Source organism: Halomonas sp. ALS9 (assembly GCF_001651035.1).
Lineage (GTDB): Bacteria > Pseudomonadota > Gammaproteobacteria > Pseudomonadales > Halomonadaceae > Vreelandella.
In genome coordinates this window covers 324,003-343,980 of the sequence record NZ_LXRG01000065.1, presented here as the reverse complement: position 1 = coordinate 343,980, position 19,978 = coordinate 324,003, and the positions used below count along the sequence as shown (strand labels likewise).

Below are 19,978 nucleotides of genomic sequence, written 5' to 3'. Positions count from 1 at the left end.
TAATCAAGAGGCCTAATATGGCGGCTGCCAGCACCCACTACCCCTGGTACAAAAAAGAAGACACCGACGCGTTCTTCGCTCTGTTTCAAAATAACATTGCCAACTTTGTGATTATCGCGATCACGATGCTGGGCATGGGCTTTCCCTCCTCTATTGTATACGGCCAGGTGCTTCCGGGTGCTGCGGTAGCGGTAATGGTGGGCAACTTCTACTACGCGTGGAGCGCGGCAAGGCTGGCACGCAAAGAGAACCGTGCCGATGTCACGGCGCTCTCTTACGGCATTTCAACACCGGTCATGTTTGTGTTCTTGTTCGGCGTACTGCTACCCGCCAAACAGCTCACCGGTGATGCAGAAATGGCCTGGAAAGTAGCGGTGGCCGCCTGCTTTATCAGCGGCGCCATCGAAGCCGCCATCAGCGTGATTGGCCGCTGGGTGCAGTATCACCTGCCGCGTGCTGCCATGCTGGGCGCCGTTGCCGGTGTCGCCCTGACCTTTATCGCCGGTGAAATGCTGTTCAAAACCCTGGAAATGCCGATTATTGGTCTGCTGGTGTTAGCGATCATTATTGTGGGTCTGGTTGCTAGAGTGAGCATGCCGTTTAAGCTACCCACCTCGCTCTTCGCCATCATCGTCGGCACCGCCATGGCCTATTTGATTGGCGATGCCGGTACCGAGCGCTTCAGCGATGCATTTACCCACTTGGGTTTTTATCCGCTGCTTCCCAATCTGGCCTGGTTTGAAGGGCTGGGGTTACTGCTCACCAGTATGCTAGCGGTACTTACCGTGGTGCTGCCAATCACGCTCTATAACGCTATTGAGACGATGAATAATGTGGAGGCGATGGAAGCCGCGGGCGATAAGTACGATGTCCGCGAGTGTCAGGCAGTGGATGGCGCAGGAACTATGATTGGTGCCCTATTTGGCGGCGTGTTTCCTACCACGGTCTATATTGCCACCGTGGGGGCCAAGTGGATGGGCGCAGGCCGCGGCTACAGCCTGCTCAACGGCGCGGTATATGCGCTGGCGACCATGTTCGGCTTAATCGCCGCCTTGGCCGCGATTATTCCCGTTTCGGTGGTCGCACCCATCCTGGTGTTTGTCGGTATGTCGATGATTGCCACCGCCTTTCAAGCCAACGACACGCGCTACTACCCCGCTGTGGCGCTGGCCATGCTGCCCTACTTCGCCAACTACGTAATGACGCGCTTTAACCGCGGGGCGGGCGAGGTCGTCACAGACATTTCCAGCGCCATTGTGGTGATGGGCCAAGGGGCCATGTTTATGGCCATTCTGCTCGGTGCTATGACCGTGTCGGTGATTGACCACCAGTTCCGGCGCGCGGCCGCCTTCGCGGCCATTGCCGCAGGCTTTTCCTTCGTTGGGCTGATGCATGCCCCGGAGCTATCGCCCAATGCCGCCCCTGAGTTCGTGATGGGCTACCTGGGTATGGCACTACTGTTTATCTACTTCTCTTTTCAAGAAGCAGGTCGACTGCGTTAATTGACGAATCCCGCCTGCCGATGCGGGCGGGACAAAATACGTCGCATAACTTGCCACGCCATAAAGCCCGCCAGCAGGTTACCCACGGCGGCGCCCGCCGCCAGCCCCCACCAACCGAATAACTGCGAGCCCAGCCATAGGCAGGGTAAATAGCAAATAAACAGCCGAGCGCTGGATAGCAGCATCGCTCGCAGCGGCCAACCTAAGGCATTCCCCGCCGAAACCACTAGCATACAAACGCCCAGCGCTGCGTAGCTGGGGAGTAAAAAGCGAATCAGCAGCGTGAGCTCGCTTTGCACGTCAGGGTTACCCGCTAAGGCCATGGCTAGCCAGGGAGCCCCTAACGCTAGCACCACGCCAAGGCCTAGCTGCCAAGCTAGCGCGACCTTGACCGCCAAACGCATCAGCTGCTGTATCTGCCCCCAATCACCGGCGCCGTAGCAGCGTCCTAACCACGGTGGCAGCGACATGGTCATGGCCAGAATCACCATCAGCGAGAGCGTTTCCAAACGGCTCGCCAAGCCCCAGGCCGCTACTTCACTTTCACCCAGGCCCGCCACCACAGAAATAGCCAGCATCGCCGCCAAGGGTGGCATTAGTTGGCTGACCATAGCGGGAGCCGCAATGCCAGCAAACGGCCGCCACGACTGTTGTGCTTCTAACCACAGTCCCTGTTGCGATGCCCACTGGCGTTTGAGCAATTTGCGCGAGGTCACCAACAGCCCCACGGAAAAGGCAATCGCGGTTGCCCAGGCAGCACCCGGCAATCCCCAGCCCTGCCAATCGCCTACCCCAAAAATCAGCAGAGGGTCGAGCGCAAGGTTAACGAGGCTACTCAGCACCATCATCTTGCCCGGTAAACGGGTGTCCCCATGGGCGCGAAAGACGCTATAGCTAAAATAGAGCAGTGCCCCCAGCCAAGCTGATAGCAGCTGCGGGCCCCAATAAATGCGGATATACGAGAGTGTGGTTTGATCCGCCCCCAGTAGTTGAAAAATTGGCACGTGGAATAGCCATAAAGCGATCGCCAATAGACCGATCACCCCGCCGCCAGCCATTAACACCAAACTGCTTAAGCGCCTAGCCCGATCACCTTCCCCTGCGCCTAATGCCCGGGAAATAAGCGCAGCAATGGCAATGCCCATGCCCACCTGAATGCCGATAATCAGAAAGGACAGCGGAAAGGTGAACGACTGGGCGGCTAGCTGTGCGGTACCCAGGCGGGCAATAAACGCACTATCAACAAGTTGAAAACCCAATAGCGCCAATACCCCAATGGCCATTGGCCATGTTTGGCGCCATAGGGTTATTGCCAACTCGCGTTGTTGCATAACAATTGCCAAGTCAACTCTCCTTTCATTCACCTTAAACGCAAAAACGCCATCACCCCTAGCGGGGTGATGGCGTTTAACTAAACGTACTCTTTACTGACGAATACCTTCGAACGTCACGTATAGCTCAAGCTCATGCATGGATTCAGGGAAATCGCTCATATCGATTCCGTAATCGCTCAGAGTCAGCGTTGTGCTGCCTTCAAAACCAGCACGGTAGTTGCCCCAAGGGTCATCGCCTTCACCCATCAACGTCACCGGCATTTCAATTTCCTGGGTTTCGCCGTGCAGGGTCAGGTCACCGGTCAGTACGCCTTCATTTTCACCCGTTGATTCAAAGCCTGTTGAGGTGAATGTGGCGGTGGGGAACTCGCTGGCGTTGAGGAAGTCACCGCTTAAGATATGACGATCACGCTCGGCGTGGTTACTGGTCAGGCTATTAACCTGTACTTCGATTTCGGCAGAGGAGGCATCGAGGTTTTCAGGATCGTAAGCAAACTGACCATCGAACTCTTCAAAGCTACCCAGAATGTAAGAGAAGCCCAGGTGGGAAATTTTAAATTGAACGAAGGCATGCTGGCCTTCGGTATCGATTTGATAATCAGCTGCCTGAGCCTGGCTCAATGGTACCAGCGCCGCGGCGGCAATCGCAGTGGCAAATGCAGTCTTCTTTAACATGAATAACAACTCCTTGGGTTACTTAATAAACACCGTGACAGGCGGACATCGTCTTCACGGCGGTCAAAACGGATCTATCTTACGACTCTGAATCAGAGCGCATGCTATAAGCGGGGTTAAACATACGCACCAGCGTTGTGTGCTTGTCTAACCAATGGTGCTTAAGCGCTGCGAGCGCATGCCCACCGGCTAAAATCATTAGCGCCAAAGCACTGTACCAATGGATGTCACCCGCCAAGCTTGCCTGATTGGGCAGATCAGATAACAGCGCAGGCACCTCGAACCAACCAAATACGCTGATACCACGCCCATCGGCGGTAGAGATCAAGTAGCCACTCACCATGACGCCTAATACAAGTACATAAAGAATAATGTGACCGAGATGAGCCGCAATAGTTTCCAATCGGCTACCCTCTGCACGGGGTGTCGGCTGGACGAAGCGCCATACCAAACGCGCCAGTGTGGCAAACAGCAGCAAGATACCAATTGAGCGGTGTACCCAGGGCCCCTGATTATACCAAGGGTCATAATAGCCCAGATCGGTCATCCACCAGCCCAATGCAAACAGTCCGATAATGGTCAGCGCACTTAACCAGTGAAATAGAATACTGATCAATCCCCATCCGCTGCGACTGTTTCGCAACATTTTGCTATTCCTCATTTTATCTATGACTGCTTATTATCATGACTGCTTCTTATCCATGGGTACTTCAATTTCGCCAACGCGCTTATCAGAGCTTGGATTGCGCAATGCACCATGCTTTGAACCTTACCGCTACAGGCTACTGAAAACCTCTGAAAAAAGCAGAATATTTCATTCGTAAAAACCATTGAATAACCAGCTAACGATTTTTAACGAAACACCTTTCTGAAAAATTTACCGAAAAACCATTCTACAAAATCGAACAAATCCTGCAAGTTTAATCAATTTAATTATTTTGTTTGCACGCTTACTATTAGCGCATGTCCTAAGAGACATTGTGCAACGAGCTTAAAAGCTGCACACAAATTTTCTATTAGAGAGCGCCAATCATGAAAAAGATCACCCTTATCACTGCTATTGCCATGACGTTGACTTCTACTGCCGTTCTAGCTGAACAGGGCTCTGGCGAACTTAACCAGATTGTTCACCCTAGCTCTTCAGCGAATTACAGCACTGACACTTTGCACATGACGCCGGCTGATTTGCCTTTAGTTAACGGCGGTGCAGAGAATAACAGCGTTGTTGCTCCGAGCTCGCACATCAATCACTCTTCCAATAATGAAGACCAGATTGCGCTGTCAGACCTGCCCCACCGCAACGCTTCTTAAAACACAGAATGGTTCTTTGCTTGCACAGCATATGATCCATTAAGTTTCAGAAATACGAAAAACCCACCTTCATCAAAGGTGGGTTTTTCGTTAGCGCCGGATTGCTCACTATCAACTAGCCAGCGAGAACATCCAGGCCACGGGCAAGATCGCGCTGGATATCCTGCTGGCTCTCAAGGCCTACTGCCACGCGAATTAGCCCTGGCGTAATACCCGCCGCTTCTTTTTGCGTATCGGATAAACGGCCATGGGTGGTGGTCGCAGGATGAGTAATGGTGGTTTTTACATCACCTAGGTTACCCGTGATAGAGAGCATACGAGTCGCGTCGATCACCTGCCACGCACCCTCCTGGCCGCCCTTCACTTCAAAACCCAAAACGGCACCAAAACCTTTTTGCTGCTGTTTAGCCAAATCGTGCTGGGGATGATGTTCCAGACCGCTATAGAAGACTTGCGTAACCGCCGGGTGGGCATCCAGCCAGCGCGCCAGGGTCAAGGCGTTGTCACAGTGGGCATTCATACGTAGCGACAGGGTTTCCAGTCCTTTGGTAAAAATCCACGCGTTGAAGGGGCTAAGGCAAGGTCCGCAAGTACGCACCACACCGAAAACTTCCTCAAGCAGTTTATGACTACCTACCACAGCCCCCCCGACGGCACGGCCTTGGCCGTCCAGATACTTGGTCGCCGAGTGAATCACCAAATCAGCGCCAAACGCCAGCGGCTGCTGGAGTGCCGGGGTAAGAAAGCAGTTATCGATGGCCAATAGCGCATCGTGACGCTTTGCCAACGCTGCAAGAGCCGATATATCGGCAATTTCTGACAGCGGATTTGAGGGCGTTTCGGCAAATAGCAGTCTCGTTTTGGGGGTAATGGCAGCCTCCCAGGCAGAGAGGTTGGAAAGCTCAACATAGCGCGTGGTAATACCGAACTTACCAAAATATTTATCAAACAGACTCACCGTCGAGCCAAACAGCGACCGGGAAGCAACAATCTCATCGCCTGCTGACAGCAGCGCCAGCACGGTGGAAAGGATCGCCGACATACCTGAACTGGTGGCCACACAGCGCTCGCCACCCTCAAGAGCCGCCAGGCGGCGCTCAAAGGTATGCACCGTAGGGTTGGTAAAGCGCGAGTAAACGTTGCCCGGCTCCTGCCCACCGAACTTACGCGCCGCTTCAGCAGCGCTTGCGTAAACAAAGCTTGAGGTCGGAAATATAGGCTCCGAGTGCTCCTGCTCAAAGGTGCGCTGATGGCCCGCACGGATCGCCAGCGTCTCAAGTGACCACTCGTCCTGATGACTGTCTATCTGGTGACTGTTTTCCTGGTGATTATCATCATGCATAAGGCGTCTCTCCTAATCGTCCAGGTCATCGTCCTGATTGTGCATATCGACCAGAGCATGGTCACCGGCGCTTTGATCCTTGGCAGAATCATTGCGGCTAGCTTCCAGGGCGGCCAGGTAGGCGTCGTCGATATCACCCGTCACGTAGTTGCCGTCAAACACCGAGCAATCAAACTCTTCCATCTCAGGATTCACTTCACGGCAGGCCGCTTTTAGATCGTCCAGGTTTTGATAGAAGATGCGGTCAGCGCCAATCAGATCCCCCACTTCCTCTTCGCTACGGCCATGAGCTATCAACTCAGAGGCCGCGGGCATATCAATGCCGTACACGTTGGGGAAGCGAACCGGCGGCGCCGCCGAGGCGAAATAGACCTTGCGCGCCCCGGCATCGCGGGCCATCTGAATAATTTGCTTGCAGGTGGTGCCGCGCACAATAGAGTCGTCTACGAGCAGGACGTTTTTGCCCTTAAACTCAACGTCGATGGCATTCAGCTTCTGACGTACCGATTTTTTACGCTGGGTCTGCCCCGGCATAATAAAGGTGCGACCAATATAGCGGTTCTTCATAAACCCTTCGCGATAAGTCACACCCAAATGCTGCGCCATTTCAAGGGCGGAGGTGCGCGAGGTATCGGGGATAGGAATCACCACATCAATATCGTGATCCGGCCACTCGTTGAGAATGCGGTCGCCCAGCTTACGGCCCATCTGCATCCGGGTGCCATACACATAGGCGCCGTCCAACAGTGAATCCGGACGCGCTAGATACACGTGCTCAAAAATACACGAGCGCAGCTGCGGACGATCCGCGCACACCTGCGTATGAATATTGCCTTCGATATCGACAAAAATGGCTTCGCCCGGCGATAGATCACGTTCAAGCTCGAAACCGCCGACATCCAGGGCAACGGATTCGGAAGCGATCATTACCGCTTGGCCGTTTTCTTCTTCGCGGGTACCAAACACCACCGGGCGAATACCGAAAGGATCACGGAATGCCACCATACCGAAGCCGTTAATAATTGCCACCGCGGCATAGCCACCTTTACAGCGACGGTGAACTCGACGCACGGCGTCAAAGATATCTTCCGCTTCCAGGTGCAAGCCCTGCTTGCCCAGCTCGTGGGCAAACACGTTGAGCAGCACTTCGGAATCGGAGCTGGTATTGATATGACGCAGATCGGTGGAGAACAGCTCCTGCTTCAACTGCTCAGAGTTGGTCAGGTTGCCGTTGTGCGCCAGCGCAATGCCGTATGGAGAGTTCACATAGAACGGCTGCGACTCGGCTTCGCTGGAAGAGCCTGCCGTTGGGTAACGCACGTGACCAATGCCTAGATTACCTTTTAGGCGTGCCATATGGCGGGTGTGAAAAACATCACGCACCAAGCCGTTACTCTTGCGCAGTAGGAAGCGTCCCTCGCTCCATGTCATCATGCCGGCAGCGTCCTGGCCACGATGCTGAAGTACGGTCAGGGCATCGTAGATTCCCTGATTTACCGCCTGCTTGCCCAGAAGGCCCACTATACCGCACATTCACGTTACCTCGCTTAATGCCATGGCTTGTTTAAGTCACTTACCTAAGTCACCTAACTATGCAAGCCCGAACGTTCGTAGAATCAACTTCTTCAGTAACAGGTCAATCACCTGTCGGGATAACTTCTCGCTCTGCCGCACCAGGCATGCGCAGTTCGGGTAGAGAAATGTCGCGCAGTGACGCTGGCGCCTCAGGTAGCTCACGATCCCACTGGTCTAACTGGCTCACCGCCCAATCGCGCAACTGAATAAAGGTGGGCCGCAGCTCCGCCTGTTGCCACGCCTGCAGCTCCGCCAGCGGCGTAAGGGTAATCAGCACGGTGGCAATAAGCAAAATAACCGCCCCGCGGGCAACGCCAAAAGCGGCCCCCGCCACGCGGTTCAAAAGCCCCATGCCCACCCACTCAATCGCGGCGTGCACTAAGCGAATCACGATGCCGCAAAGCAAAATAACGGCAAAGATCACAAGTATAAAAGCGAGTACCAGGCGGGCATCAAAGCTTTCGATAAACCCGCTCATCAGCTCGGCCACCGGCTCGGCGAGCACTCGGGCAACCATTAACGCCACTACCCAGGCGGCTAACCCCAAGGCTTCGCGAACAAATCCTCTGACGAAACCAGCCAGCATCGACAACGCCAACACGGCTAAGAACAGCGCGTCAATCCAGGTTAACGCCATGGGTTAGTCTCTTACCCGCACAAGCAGGCCCTGCACATTAGCCCGCTGTTTAATCGAAGACATCGCGGACTCGCCCTCTTCCGAGGTGGCATAAGGGCCCACAAAGACAGTGGTCATATTGTTATCGCGCTGACGCTGATAAACAGTAAAGCCCTCACCAGAAAGCTGTTCGCTTAGGCGCTGCGCATTGCCGGGCTCACCAAAACTGCCAACCTGAACGGCCCACTCTCCCTGAGCGCTGGATGAGGGGCTCGGTGCGCTAGATGACGAGCTTTGCGACGTACTTTGTGAAGAGCTTTGTGAAGAGCTTTGTGAAGAGCTTTGGGAAGAATTTTGTGAAGAGCTCTGCGACGTGCCTCCAGCGTTGCTTTGACCACTGCCGCTATTGCTGGCGATTAAGTCCGCGATAGGGTCGCTATTGGAGCTGGCTGGGGCTTCATCCGGTTCACTGGAGCCCGCCGCTTCAGGGCGGGAAGACGAAGCCGCGATTTGATCGGTGTCCGGCAACCGCGGATTGGCGTCAATAGGGATATCGCCCTCTTCACCCTCTCCCTGCGGGGCCGATAATTCACCAATGGTTGCAGGCCGTTCCGGTGCAGGAACGTCACGGCGCTCAACTTCAACCGGCTGCTCAATTACAAAGCTCGGCTGGGGGCGCTCTTCTCTCGGCGCGGGGTCACTCATTAACCACGGCACAAAGATCGCCAGTAACGCGAGTAGAATCACAATGCCGCTAATGCGTTCCGTTTTACCGTATTTCATTTTCGCCTCCATCAAGCGACGCAGCGCCTGTTGGCAGTGGTCGAGCTAACAGTGCCGCGACTGTAAAGAACGACCCGGTGGCCAAGACACGATCATTGGGCGTTAACATTTGCGCGAGCCAATCGACGCCTGCTTGCGGCGAATCCGCACAAAAATGCACCCGCCCTCCCTGAGCAATAATACGTTGCGACAACTCGCTTGCCCGGCAACCTCGCTCCCCACTCAGCGACACGCATACCCAATCACCAATGCGGGACGCTAACGTTTTTATGACACCGTCAATATCCTTATCATTCAACATGCCGATAAGGCACCACTGGCGACCACCTTCCGGCGGTGATGGCAAATGGCGAACGACATATTCGGCGGCATGAGGATTATGCCCCACGTCCAGGCACCAGGATCCAATCCATTGCATCCGTCCTGCCAACTGCACCGAACCAAGCGCTGCTTGCACAGGCGATTTTTCTAACTCGAGCCCGGCAAGCAAAAGTGCCTGCAAAGCCGTAGCGGCGTTATCGATAGGCAGTCCGGGATCTGCGAGCTCATCAATCACGACGCGCTGGCCATCCGCATGCTGGCCCTGCCAGCGCCATTGGCAAGCCTCACCCGCCATCGCCTGATGGGTGAATTGCTGGCCCAAACTAAACGTGGGTGCCGATAGCAGCTGAGCACACTCAGCAACACTCGGAGGAAGCGTTTGGCTACCTAACACGGCGGGTCGATTGGGACGAAAAATACCGGCTTTTTCACGCCCAATCTGGGCTAAGTCGGTGCCCAAGAAGTTAGCGTGATCCTGAGCAATGGTGGTGACGATAGCCACATCCGCATCAATGATATTGACCGCATCAAGGCGCCCACCCAGCCCGACTTCCAGTACCGCAAGATCAAGCTCTGCATTGACCAGGCACCACAGACCACACAGCGTACCCGCTTCAAAATAGGTGAGGCTGATTTCACTACCCTGCAAGCGCGCACGTTCCACCTGTTCAAACCCCTGCACAAGCAGTTGGTCGTCGGCTTCCTGGCCGTCGATTTTAACGCGTTCGTTGTAGCGCAATAAATGGGGGGAAGTGTAGGTACCCACGCGCCAACCATGGGCACGGGCAATACTATCAATCATGGCAAGGGTTGAGCCCTTGCCATTGGTACCTGCCACTGTAATAACACAAGGGGCGATGGGGCATGAAAGCAGCCCCATACGTTTTGCCACCTGTGAGACCCGCTCTAGGCCCAGCTCGATCCCCACCGGGTGCAGGGTTTCCAAATGCTCAAGCCACTGTTTTAAAGAATATAGCGGCACAGAAGACGGCTGGAGAGCGTGTGGTTCTAGAGAGTCAGGCATTGCGTGAATTATCATCACTCTTAACGGAAGCAGCGTCCTTCTTGGTCGCATCGACCTTGTCAAAAGTGACGTTAGCAGTGTCCGCTAAGCTAGCTTCTTCAACGATCGGCTCAACCACTTCAGCATCATCAGGGGTTGTCGAAGTATCCAGCGTCGCTTCGTGGTGCGTTAGCTTACGCAGCACGCTGCCCACGCGGGCACGCATTTCATGGCGATGGACGATCATATCGACGGTGCCGTGCTCAAGCAGAAATTCGCTGCGCTGAAAACCTTCTGGCAAGGTTTCACGCACCGTTTGCTCGATAACCCGCGGGCCTGCGAAACCAATCAAGGCATTGGGTTCGGCAATATTCAAATCACCCAACATCGCCAGCGAGGCGGAAACACCACCAAAGACAGGATCCGTGAGCACCGAAATGTACGGCACCCCCGCTTGCTTGAGCTTTTCGAGCGCGGCAGAGGTTTTGGCCATCTGCATCAACGAGAACAGCGCTTCCTGCATGCGTGCACCACCGGAGGCGGCAAAACACACCAGCGGGATATTCTCATTCAGGGCCAGGGTAGCGGCGCGAATAAATTTCTCGCCGACGACCGCCCCCATTGAGCCGCCCATAAAGGTGAACTCAAAGGCAACGGCGACCACCGGTAGACCATCCAACTCACCGCGCATAGCAACCAGCGCATCTTTCTCGCCGGTGTCTTTTTGTGCCGCGGTCAGGCGGTCTTTGTATTTTTTAGAGTCGCGGAACTTCAATCGATCAACAGGCTCGATTTCCGCCGCAATTTCTTCGCGTCCTGCTTTATCCAAGAACCAGTCCAAGCGTTTGCGTGCCGTCAAGCGCAGGTGATGATCGCACTTGGGACAGACACTGTTATGTTTCTCTAGCTCAGGGAGGTAGAGAACCGCTTCGCACTTGGGACATTTACGCCAGAGGCCGTCGGGCACGCTAGCGCGACGGTCTTTACGCTGGATACGACCCATGGAGGGTACGATCTTGTCTAACCAGCTCATATCAAAAAGGCTTCCGTTATACGTCAACGCCTGGAAAAAACCAGGCTTGATGAGTGTCGTTAATCAATTCAGTATAGGCGATAAAGCATTTCGCTTTAGGCATCCATCGCCGTACGCATCTCTGCTAGTACACTTTTCAAATGACCCGCAATGGTTTCCGGCGCATCGGCGCTTTCGGCAATACGGTTAACCAAAGCACTGCCTACAATCACACCATCGGCGACTTTAGCGACTTCCGCAGCGGTCACACCATCGCGAATGCCGAAACCAACACAGAGCGGTAAATCGGTCATCCCCCGCAGCGGCGCCAAGTGCTCGGCTACATCGTCTGCGTTGAGGGTGGCGGCTCCGGTCACGCCTTTCAGCGAAACATAATAGAGATAGCCTTCACCATGGGCGCATATTGTAGCGGCACGCTGATGCGAAGTGGTAGGCGCAACGAGAAAAATCGCGGCTAAATCCCGTGATTTCAGCAGTGGTCCAATCTCATCAGCCTCTTCCGGAGGCATATCCACTATCAGAACGCCGTCTACGCCCACACTGGCGGCTTGATCGGCAAAGTTTTCGTAGCCAATTCGTTCAATAGGATTCAAGTACCCCATCAGCACCACCGGCGTGGTGGTATCGGTTTGGCGAAACTCTTTGACCATCTGCATAAGGTCAACCAGCCGCGTACCCTGCTTTAAGGCACGCTCACAGGCTTTTTGAATCACCGGGCCATCGGCCATGGGATCGGAAAAAGGCACGCCTAGTTCAATGACATCGGCGCCCGCCTCCACCAGGGCATGCATAAACCCTACGGTGTACTGCGGCGCTGGATCCCCGGCGGTGATATAGGGGATCAGGGCCTTACGACCCTGCTGCTTAAGTTCACTGAAACGCTGATCAATACGGTTCATGCTCGCCCTTAAAAAAAGCTGCCCTTAAAATTCGATGCCGTCAATCTTAGCAACGGTCATGATGTCTTTGTCGCCACGCCCGGAGAGGTTGACCACGATATGCTGGTCAGGACGCATGGTGGGCGCCAACACCTTGGCATGAGCCAGCGCGTGAGCTGACTCAAGGGCAGGCATAATGCCCTCCATATGGGTCAGCTCGCGAAACGCTTCCAGCACTTCTTTATCGTTTGCCGCTACATAGGAAACCCGCCCCACATCCTTCCACAGCGCATGCTCAGGGCCTACGCCCGGATAATCTAGGCCTGCTGAAATAGAGTGCGTATCAGACACCTGCCCGGCTTCATCCGACATTAAGTAGGTGCGGTTACCGTGCAGTACGCCGCGGGGGGCATTGGATGCCAGCGGCGCCGCATGACGGCCGGTTTCCACGCCATCACCACCGGCTTCGACGCCGTACATGGCCACGTCGTCATCTTCCACAAACGGGTAGAACAGACCCAAGGCGTTGGAGCCACCGCCCACACAGGCAATCAGCGCATCGGGTAGACGACCGATCTGCTCCAGCGACTGACGTCGCGCTTCACGCCCCACCACCGCATTGAAATCGCGCACCAGTAGCGGATAAGGGTGCGGGCCCGCCACGGTACCGATGATATAGAAGGTGTTATCAACGTTGGTGACCCAGTCACGCAGCGCCTCGTTCATGGCATCTTTAAGCGTGCGAGTACCGGACTCCACCGGAATCACCCGCGCGCCCAGCAAGCGCATACGATAGACATTGAGCTTTTGACGCTGGACGTCTTCAGCGCCCATATAAACGTCGCACTCAAGCCCTAAACGAGCGGCCACGGTTGCCGAGGCAACGCCATGCTGGCCCGCCCCGGTTTCAGCGATAATGCGCGGCTTGCCGGTTTTTTTGGCCAGCAGTGCCTGGCCGATGGTGTTGTTGACCTTGTGAGCGCCGGTATGATTAAGGTCTTCGCGCTTCAACCAAATCTGCGCACCGCCAAGACTCGCCGACCAGCGCTTGGCGTGGTAAAGCGGTGACGGGCGCCCCACGTAGTGAGCAAGGTCATAGTCAAACTCGGCCTGGAAGTCGGGGTCATCACGCAGGCTTAGGTAGGTCTTCTCCAACTCTTCCAACGCAAAGCTGAGAGTTTCTGACACGAACCGACCGCCGTAGGGGCCAAAATGACCACGGGCATCCGGCATTCGGGTCAGATCGCTGAATTTAGTTTTCGGAGCAGGCGTCGCAGAAACTGTCACAGAGATACCTCACAAGATCGCCAGAACAGGCAAACAATAAATGAACTCACTAATAACGCAGCAGATTCAGTACAGGTATCTGCGCGGCGTACTTTAACGAGCGTCGGCTAACGCTACATAACGCACAAAAGACGCCATCTTGTCGGCATCTTTACAGCCGTGGGAAACTTCAATACCGCCGGATACATCGACTGCATAAGGTGCTACCTGACGCACAGCGTCAGCAATGTTATCAGCACTCAACCCACCGGCGAGGATAACAGGTTTTGCAAGATTTGCGGGGATTCTCGACCAATCAAAGGTCTCCCCGGTGCCCCCCGGCGTTCCCGGTCGATAGGCATCTAACAATAGCGCCTGGGCCTGATGGTAGCGTTGTGCCTCATGGCCTAGATCAATCTCATCGCGCATACGCAGCGCTTTCATCCAGGGTAGCGCAAAGCGCTGGCACTCATCCGGCGTTTCATTGCCGTGAAATTGGAGCATATCCAGATAGGGCAAGCACTGCTCAATGAACTCCGCAGGCTGGTCCACGAACAACCCCACGCGAGTCACAAAGGCAGGCACCCGGGCGGACAGCGCGGCCAGTTGCTCAACCCTCACGCTACGCGAGCTTTTCGGCCACATGACGAAACCCAAGGCGTCCACGCCCAGCGCCACGGCGCGGTCAACATCCTCACCTCGCGTAAAACCACAGAACTTGATGCGGGTACGGGTTAGCTCAGTAGCACTCATGACGACGCCTCCTGTTCAGTAGTCGCTGCCGGATTACGCAGCGAGCGATTGCGCCGATAGGCCACCCGCGGCGTATCAGGAAGCTCACGCTCTCCCGTCCATTCACCGGTAAACGAGAGCAGATGGGGCCCCAGCGGCTCTTTTGGCAGGTCAAACCGCTCATCGTAAACCGAATCGACAAAGTGCAGCCCGCAGGCGGGTGCTGTAACGTCACCTTTGCGACGGTTTTTAAGCGCTAAAAGTTCACCAATATAAGCTTCATCCTGAGCACCGCGTCCGACACTTACCAGTGCCCCGGCGATGTTACGAATCATATGGTGCAAAAACGCATTGCCTTGAATATCGATCATCACCAGTTGACCGTAACGCTTTACGTCAACAAAGTGCATATGCCGCCAGGGGGTTTTGGACTGACAGCCCGCGGCGCGAAAGCTGGAAAAATCGTGCTCCCCTACCAGCGCCTGGGCGGCTCGGTGCATGGCATCGGCGTCTAATGGGTCGCGACACCAGGTCACATTGGCCCGCTCCAATACCGGGCGACTAATCTGGTTCAGCAGCACATAGCGATAACGACGCCCCAAGGCACACAAGCGTGAATGGAAGTCGTCTCCTACGGGCTTTACCCAGCGCACGGCGATATCGCGGGGTAAATGGGTATTAGCGCCAAAGATCCAGGCTTTTTCGGAGCGCCCAACCGGTGGGTCAAAATGTACAATCTGACGTGTCGCGTGCACACCCGAATCGGTGCGGCCACTGGCACTTACCTGGATGGGCTCGTTGGCCACCTTGGACAGCGCATCTTCTAATGATGCCTGAACCGATGCGGCGTGTTTTAAGCGCTGAAAGCCGCAGTAACGGGTACCGTCGTACTCGATACCCATTGCCAAGCGGCCGGTAAGCGGAATTTTTTCATCGAAGTGATAGAACAGCGTCATCAAGCCACATCATGTTGAAGATTTTGAAGGATCGCTATTATCCAGCCCTCGCGGCTTGAATGCTACCTCTTCAATTTCCCACTCCTCCTCAACTGGCCGACGCGGCTGACTAGCAGGTGGCACCGGCTCTGCATGCGGCTCACTGGTGAACTCTACCGTGGGCTGAATGGGCGTTTCGCTGCGCAGGTTATCTTGTCTGCCTGAAAAGCTATTTGAAGGGCTATTTGAGGGGCTATTTAAGATCGGCGGGTGGTAATCGATAAAGCGATGGCCTGGATCCTCGGCTGTTTCAGGGGCAGACTCGGTTTGCTGCACAGCCGCCACTGGCTCAGACGCGGGTAAACCCGCAGCGATAGAAGCCAGCAGTTGGCTCATAGGCGCGGCACTCGGCGGTGGTGCTAATGAAACGCTTTCAGAACTATCAGTGGCCACAGCATGCAGCCCAAGCCGCCGCTGACGGCCCTGCTCTGCCAGCCCGGATGCCTGGCTTTTATGATAGCGAAGCGTGTCATCTTGCGCTGGCGGCTGCGCTTTATCGTCAACCAGCCATTGGTCAGTATCTATTGATAGCTCGTCATTAGTAGCAGGAATAGTGATTTTAGTCTTGGGCTCTGGTTCGTGGTCAAACGCGACTGATTTGCCGCTGTCATTATGGGGCTCGCCCACTGCATCATTATTGGGTAGGTTTGGAGTCGCGACAACCACACCCTCCGGCATAGGCGTTACCTCGGGCGCCGCGCTAGGCGACACCGTTGGCTTCACCACTGGCTCAACAAGCGGGGCCTCATCCCAGGTCTGTTCCCGGCGCTTACGTAGCCACACTAATAGCGCTACCAGCAGTGCAATGGTCGCCAACGCCAGCGGCCACTGGTAACGTTCAATTAAAGCCGCCATGCCCGGGCTATCCGCCTCATTCCTGTCAGTAACGCTCCTGCCTGTATCAATTAAAGTGTCAGCGAATGGCTCTGGCGACGACTCTTGAACCGCCAATGCCTCGCTTATCGCCTGGGTCAGCGAGGCGACTTCACCACGCAGTTCATCAAGCTCTGAGCGCATCAACTTACGCTCTTCAAGCACCTGCTGAAGCGTCGCTTGACTAAGGCGCAGTTGCTCGGTCAGCTCTGCACGAGTTAACACTTCCGGCTCACCGGGTTCTGAGCCGTCTGGCACGACCGTTTCCAAACCGCCAGCGGCAAGCGCGCTATCAGGTTGACGAGAACCATTAGCCTGGAGGGTTTGGACGGCCGCTATGGCGGTATCAGCAACAGGTGCGGCTTCAATCGCCGGTAGCGGCACTGCCTGCAACGAGCCATTGCGGCGCGCCTGCCAGGCTTCATTCATGGCTTTAATCGCAGCGTCGGCATCGGCATGAGAACGTGCCAGCATGCGTTGAGCGTCAGGCACTTCTAGCATTCTGCCAGCGCGCATGTCGTTGATATTGCCTGAAGGAAAGACCTCTGGGTTGGCCTCCAGTAGCGCGACCATCATCTGCTGGACACTTGTCTTGTCAGGCTTAATACGTTCGGCAACACTCCATAGCGTATCGCCACTGCCAATATAAGTGCTACTGGCATTGCCGTGGACGCCAGCGGACGCTGCAGGCCTGGCTTCAGCAACTGGGGTGGCAACCGCTGAGGCACTAGCGGTTTGCCTCTGGCCCTGTGGCAACTGACCTTGTTGAGAATAGCCCTGTTGAGAATAGCCCTGGGGGTCAAACAGCAGTGTGATATCGCGTAATTGTTGCCCGCCTGGATATTCAACCGTTAACAGCAAATCAAGCCAGGGCTCTTGCATCGTTTGATCAGAACTTAAGCGCACCTGTCGCTGGCCCTGACGCTCCACCACCTGAGCACGAACACTGGCAGCTAACGGCGTCCACTCAAGGCCTGCTGTTGCGAAATCAGAGCGGTCGGCAATGGCTACACGAATATTGTCTAGCGCATAATCACTGCTTTCCAATAGCGGGATCGAGGCATCTAAAGGAGCATTCAGATACGAGCTGACATTCGCCTGCCCTAAGCCAACGGCTAGCACAATAGGACTCACTGAACTCAACGAGAGCCATGCAATCCATGTCAGTGTTTTTTTCATGAATGTACCCCGATCGCCTACTTATTTTAACTATCGCTTAGTTACTTTTAACTATTGATACCAGATTATTGTATTACGCGTGTTTTATCATAACTTAACGAAATAGCGCGTTTTTTCCCACTAACGTGGTAGATAAGGGCGAAAAAAAACGGGAAGCTGCGAACAGCTTCCCGTTTTCGACTGGCGTACTAGATGACGTGCTAAATAACGTACTACAACAAACAATTACTGTTCGCGCAGGATCTTCAGCATCCGCTTCAGCGGCTCTGCGGCGCCCCACAGCAACTGGTCACCCACGCTGAATGCTGAGAGGTATTCCCCCCCCATTTGCAGCTTACGCAGACGGCCAACTGGCACTTGCAGCGTACCTGTGGAAGCCGCAGGCGTTAGGCCAGCGATGGTGGCGTCTTTATCGTTAGGAATCAGCTTGACCCACTCGTTGTGCTTGGCGATGCGGTCTTCGATTTCATCCAGCGGCACATCGTGCTTGAGCTTGATCGTGAATGCCTGGCTATGCGAACGCATGGCGCCGATACGCACGCACAGACCATCGATGGGGATCGGGTTGTTGTCGAGGCCAAGAATCTTGTTGGTCTCAACGCTGCCCTTCCACTCCTCGCGGCTCTGTCCATTATCTAGCTTGGTATCGATCCAAGGTAGCAAGCTACCCGCCAGCGGCGCGGCAAAGTTATCGGTCGGGAAGTCACCGCTGCGCATGGCTGCCGTTACTTTACGATCGATATCCAGAATCGCGCTGGACGGGTCTTTTAGCTCTTCGCCCACGCTATCGCGAAGCTGGCCCATTTGGTTGAGCAGCTCGCGCATATGCTTGGCACCGGAGCCAGAAGCCGCTTGATAAGTCATGGAAGTCATCCATTCGACCATATCGGCTTCGAACAAGCCGCCCAGACCCATCAACATCAAACTTACGGTGCAGTTGCCGCCTACAAAGGTTTTAGCGCCTTTGGCTAGCTGATCGTCAATGACCTTGCGGTTGACGGGATCCAGCACGATGGTCGCTTCATCTTCCATACGCAGGGTACTGGCGGCGTCGATCCAGTAGCCCTTCCAGCCTGCGCTGCGCAGATCCTTATAGACCGGCTTGGTGTAATCACCGCCCTGACAGGTGACGACAACATCCAGCGCTTTGAGCGCTTCGATATCAAAGGCGTCTTTCAGCGGAGGCACGTCTACACCGATGTCGGGACCGGGCTGACCAACCTGGGAGGTGGTGAAGAATACCGGCTCAATGCCGTTAAAATCACCATCTTCCTGCATGCGCTGCATGAGCACTGAGCCCACCATACCGCGCCATCCCACGAAACCGACTTTCAACATATGAAGCCCTCCTGCAAAGAATGAGTCCCTATATTATACACACTTCTTCACAGTGATTTTGAAACCGCCCAAAGCGGCTCCATGATAACGAAAGAGTAAACAAGGTCGCCGGGGTAGCCCGACGACTTCTCTCACTGCTTTGAAAACGCCGCTAACACGGCATCGCCCATGGCATCGGTGCCGATGGTCTGCATGCCCTCAGATGCAATATCAGCGGTGCGCAGGCCGTCATCCAGCACACTGCCCACAGCGGCTTCAATACGCTCTGCCATGGCATTCTCATTCAGCGAGTAGCGTAGCATCATGGCCACCGAAAGCATCATCGCCAGCGGGTTAGCCACGTTTTGACCGGCGATATCTGGTGCACTGCCGTGGCATGGCTCGTACATGCCCTGCCCGCTCTCGTTTAATGATGCAGAAGGCAGCATACCGATGGAACCGGTCAACATCGCAGCGGCATCGGAAAGGATATCGCCGAACATATTGCCAGTGACCACCACATCAAACTGCTTGGGCGCACGCACCAGCTGCATGGCGGCGTTATCCACGTACATATGGGAAAGCTCGACATCCGGATACTCCGGCGCCAAACGCTCCATCACTTCACGCCACAAAATGGTCACTTCCAATACGTTGGCTTTATCTACCGAGCAGAGTTTTTTGCCACGTTTTTGGGCCATTTCAAAGGCAACACGGCCGATGCGCTCAATCTCGCTCTCGGAGTAGATATAGGTGTTAAAACCCACTCGCTCGCCGTTGCGCTCTTCAATGCCTCGGGGCTGACCGAAGTAGATGCCGCCCGTGAGCTCGCGGACAATCATAATATCCAGTCCGGCGACCAGTTCAGGCTTCAGGCTTGAAGCGCTGGCCAACTGCGGGTAGAGCATGGCCGGGCGCAAATTACCGAACAGCCCCAAGTTTTTGCGCAGCCCCAGCAGGCCTTTCTCCGGGCGCTTGGCGAGATCCTCAATTTTATCCCACTTGGGGCCACCCACCGCACCCAACAAAATAGCGCTGGCGGCTTTGGCTTTTTCCAGAGTTTCCGCGGGCAGCGGCTCGCCATGAACATCGTAGGCAGAACCACCCACTAGCCCTTCTTCGACTTCAATATCCAAGCCCGCTTCCTGGCACGCCTTCAACAAACGCGCCGCTTGAGCGGCAATCTCGGGGCCAATACCGTCACCCGGCAGCAATAGGATCTTGTGTGTCATGCAACTTCCTT

The 19,978-nt window shown here is 55.2% G+C and carries 18 protein-coding genes; 2 read left to right on the top strand and 16 right to left on the bottom strand.

The window, feature by feature from the left end:
* Positions 1 to 17 precede the first annotated feature (17 nt).
* Entirely contained in the window at positions 18 to 1,502 is a 1,485-nt protein-coding gene (locus A6R74_RS05825) for a hypothetical protein (RefSeq protein WP_064233509.1), read from the top strand.
* On the opposite strand, the gene A6R74_RS05820 is transcribed toward A6R74_RS05825, so the two are convergent.
* The 3 genes from A6R74_RS05820 to A6R74_RS05810 all read right to left on the bottom strand — a co-directional run bounded on the left by A6R74_RS05820 (position 1,499) and on the right by A6R74_RS05810 (position 4,157).
* Positions 1,499 to 2,833: an MATE family efflux transporter gene (locus tag A6R74_RS05820; protein ID WP_064233508.1), complete on the bottom strand. Its 1,335-nt coding sequence runs from the start codon at positions 2,831 to 2,833 to the stop codon at positions 1,499 to 1,501. The genes A6R74_RS05825 and A6R74_RS05820 overlap by 4 nt on opposite strands.
* Positions 2,834 to 2,926: 93 nt before the next feature.
* Positions 2,927 to 3,511, bottom strand: a complete 585-nt coding sequence (locus tag A6R74_RS05815) for a YceI family protein (protein WP_064233507.1) — start codon at positions 3,509 to 3,511, stop codon at positions 2,927 to 2,929.
* A 79-nt stretch (positions 3,512 to 3,590) separates the two neighbouring features.
* Positions 3,591 to 4,157 (bottom strand): cytochrome b, encoded by a 567-nt coding sequence (locus tag A6R74_RS05810; RefSeq protein WP_064233506.1) that lies wholly within the window; start codon positions 4,155 to 4,157, stop codon positions 3,591 to 3,593.
* Positions 4,158 to 4,543: 386 nt separating this feature from the next.
* Between A6R74_RS05810 and A6R74_RS05805 the strand changes: the two genes are divergently transcribed.
* The gene (locus A6R74_RS05805; RefSeq protein WP_064233505.1) at positions 4,544 to 4,822 is read left to right on the top strand and encodes a hypothetical protein; all 279 of its coding nucleotides are present in this window, start codon (positions 4,544 to 4,546) and stop codon (positions 4,820 to 4,822) included.
* A 115-nt stretch (positions 4,823 to 4,937) separates the two neighbouring features.
* Here A6R74_RS05805 and A6R74_RS05800 read toward each other — a convergent pair whose 3' ends face one another.
* The 13 genes from A6R74_RS05800 to leuB all read right to left on the bottom strand — a co-directional run bounded on the left by A6R74_RS05800 (position 4,938) and on the right by leuB (position 19,967).
* Positions 4,938 to 6,164 (bottom strand): O-succinylhomoserine sulfhydrylase, encoded by a 1,227-nt coding sequence (locus tag A6R74_RS05800; protein ID WP_064233504.1) that lies wholly within the window; start codon positions 6,162 to 6,164, stop codon positions 4,938 to 4,940.
* Positions 6,165 to 6,176: 12 nt separating this feature from the next.
* Positions 6,177 to 7,697, bottom strand: coding sequence for an amidophosphoribosyltransferase (gene purF, locus A6R74_RS05795; RefSeq protein ID WP_064233503.1), 1,521 nt, complete (start codon positions 7,695 to 7,697; stop codon positions 6,177 to 6,179).
* Between the two features lie 103 nt (positions 7,698 to 7,800).
* A complete protein-coding gene (locus A6R74_RS05790) occupies positions 7,801 to 8,376 on the bottom strand; it encodes a CvpA family protein (RefSeq protein ID WP_064233502.1) in 576 nt (191 codons plus the stop codon).
* A 3-nt stretch (positions 8,377 to 8,379) separates the two neighbouring features.
* Positions 8,380 to 9,138 carry an SPOR domain-containing protein gene (locus A6R74_RS05785; RefSeq protein WP_064233501.1) on the bottom strand — a complete coding sequence of 253 codons (759 nt, stop codon included), beginning with the start codon at positions 9,136 to 9,138 and terminating at the stop codon, positions 8,380 to 8,382.
* Positions 9,125 to 10,483: a bifunctional tetrahydrofolate synthase/dihydrofolate synthase gene (gene folC / locus A6R74_RS05780; RefSeq protein ID WP_064233500.1), complete on the bottom strand. Its 1,359-nt coding sequence runs from the start codon at positions 10,481 to 10,483 to the stop codon at positions 9,125 to 9,127. The genes A6R74_RS05785 and folC overlap by 14 nt, the downstream gene beginning before the upstream one ends.
* On the bottom strand, positions 10,476 to 11,495 hold the full coding sequence (gene accD, locus A6R74_RS05775) for an acetyl-CoA carboxylase, carboxyltransferase subunit beta (protein WP_064233499.1): 1,020 nt from the start codon (positions 11,493 to 11,495) through the stop codon (positions 10,476 to 10,478). Before accD ends, folC begins: the two co-directional genes overlap by 8 nt.
* 95 nt (positions 11,496 to 11,590) lie before the next feature.
* A complete protein-coding gene (gene trpA, locus A6R74_RS05770; protein ID WP_064233498.1) occupies positions 11,591 to 12,394 on the bottom strand; it encodes a tryptophan synthase subunit alpha in 804 nt (267 codons plus the stop codon).
* A gap of 24 nt (positions 12,395 to 12,418) precedes the next feature.
* Positions 12,419 to 13,606 carry a tryptophan synthase subunit beta gene (gene trpB, locus A6R74_RS05765; protein ID WP_171051224.1) on the bottom strand — a complete coding sequence of 396 codons (1,188 nt, stop codon included), beginning with the start codon at positions 13,604 to 13,606 and terminating at the stop codon, positions 12,419 to 12,421.
* Positions 13,607 to 13,753: 147 nt separating this feature from the next.
* The gene (locus A6R74_RS05760) at positions 13,754 to 14,392 is read right to left on the bottom strand and encodes a phosphoribosylanthranilate isomerase (RefSeq protein WP_064233497.1); all 639 of its coding nucleotides are present in this window, start codon (positions 14,390 to 14,392) and stop codon (positions 13,754 to 13,756) included.
* The gene (gene truA / locus A6R74_RS05755) at positions 14,389 to 15,327 is read right to left on the bottom strand and encodes a tRNA pseudouridine(38-40) synthase TruA (protein WP_064233496.1); all 939 of its coding nucleotides are present in this window, start codon (positions 15,325 to 15,327) and stop codon (positions 14,389 to 14,391) included. The genes A6R74_RS05760 and truA overlap by 4 nt, the downstream gene beginning before the upstream one ends.
* Positions 15,328 to 15,336: 9 nt before the next feature.
* Positions 15,337 to 17,418, bottom strand: coding sequence for a type IV pilus assembly protein FimV (locus tag A6R74_RS05750; protein WP_064233495.1), 2,082 nt, complete (start codon positions 17,416 to 17,418; stop codon positions 15,337 to 15,339).
* 225 nt (positions 17,419 to 17,643) lie between these two features.
* Entirely contained in the window at positions 17,644 to 18,756 is a 1,113-nt protein-coding gene (gene asd, locus A6R74_RS05745) for an aspartate-semialdehyde dehydrogenase (protein WP_064233494.1), read from the bottom strand.
* A gap of 131 nt (positions 18,757 to 18,887) precedes the next feature.
* Positions 18,888 to 19,967, bottom strand: a complete 1,080-nt coding sequence (gene leuB, locus A6R74_RS05740; RefSeq protein ID WP_064233493.1) for a 3-isopropylmalate dehydrogenase — start codon at positions 19,965 to 19,967, stop codon at positions 18,888 to 18,890.
* Positions 19,968 to 19,978: the final 11 nt, after the last annotated feature.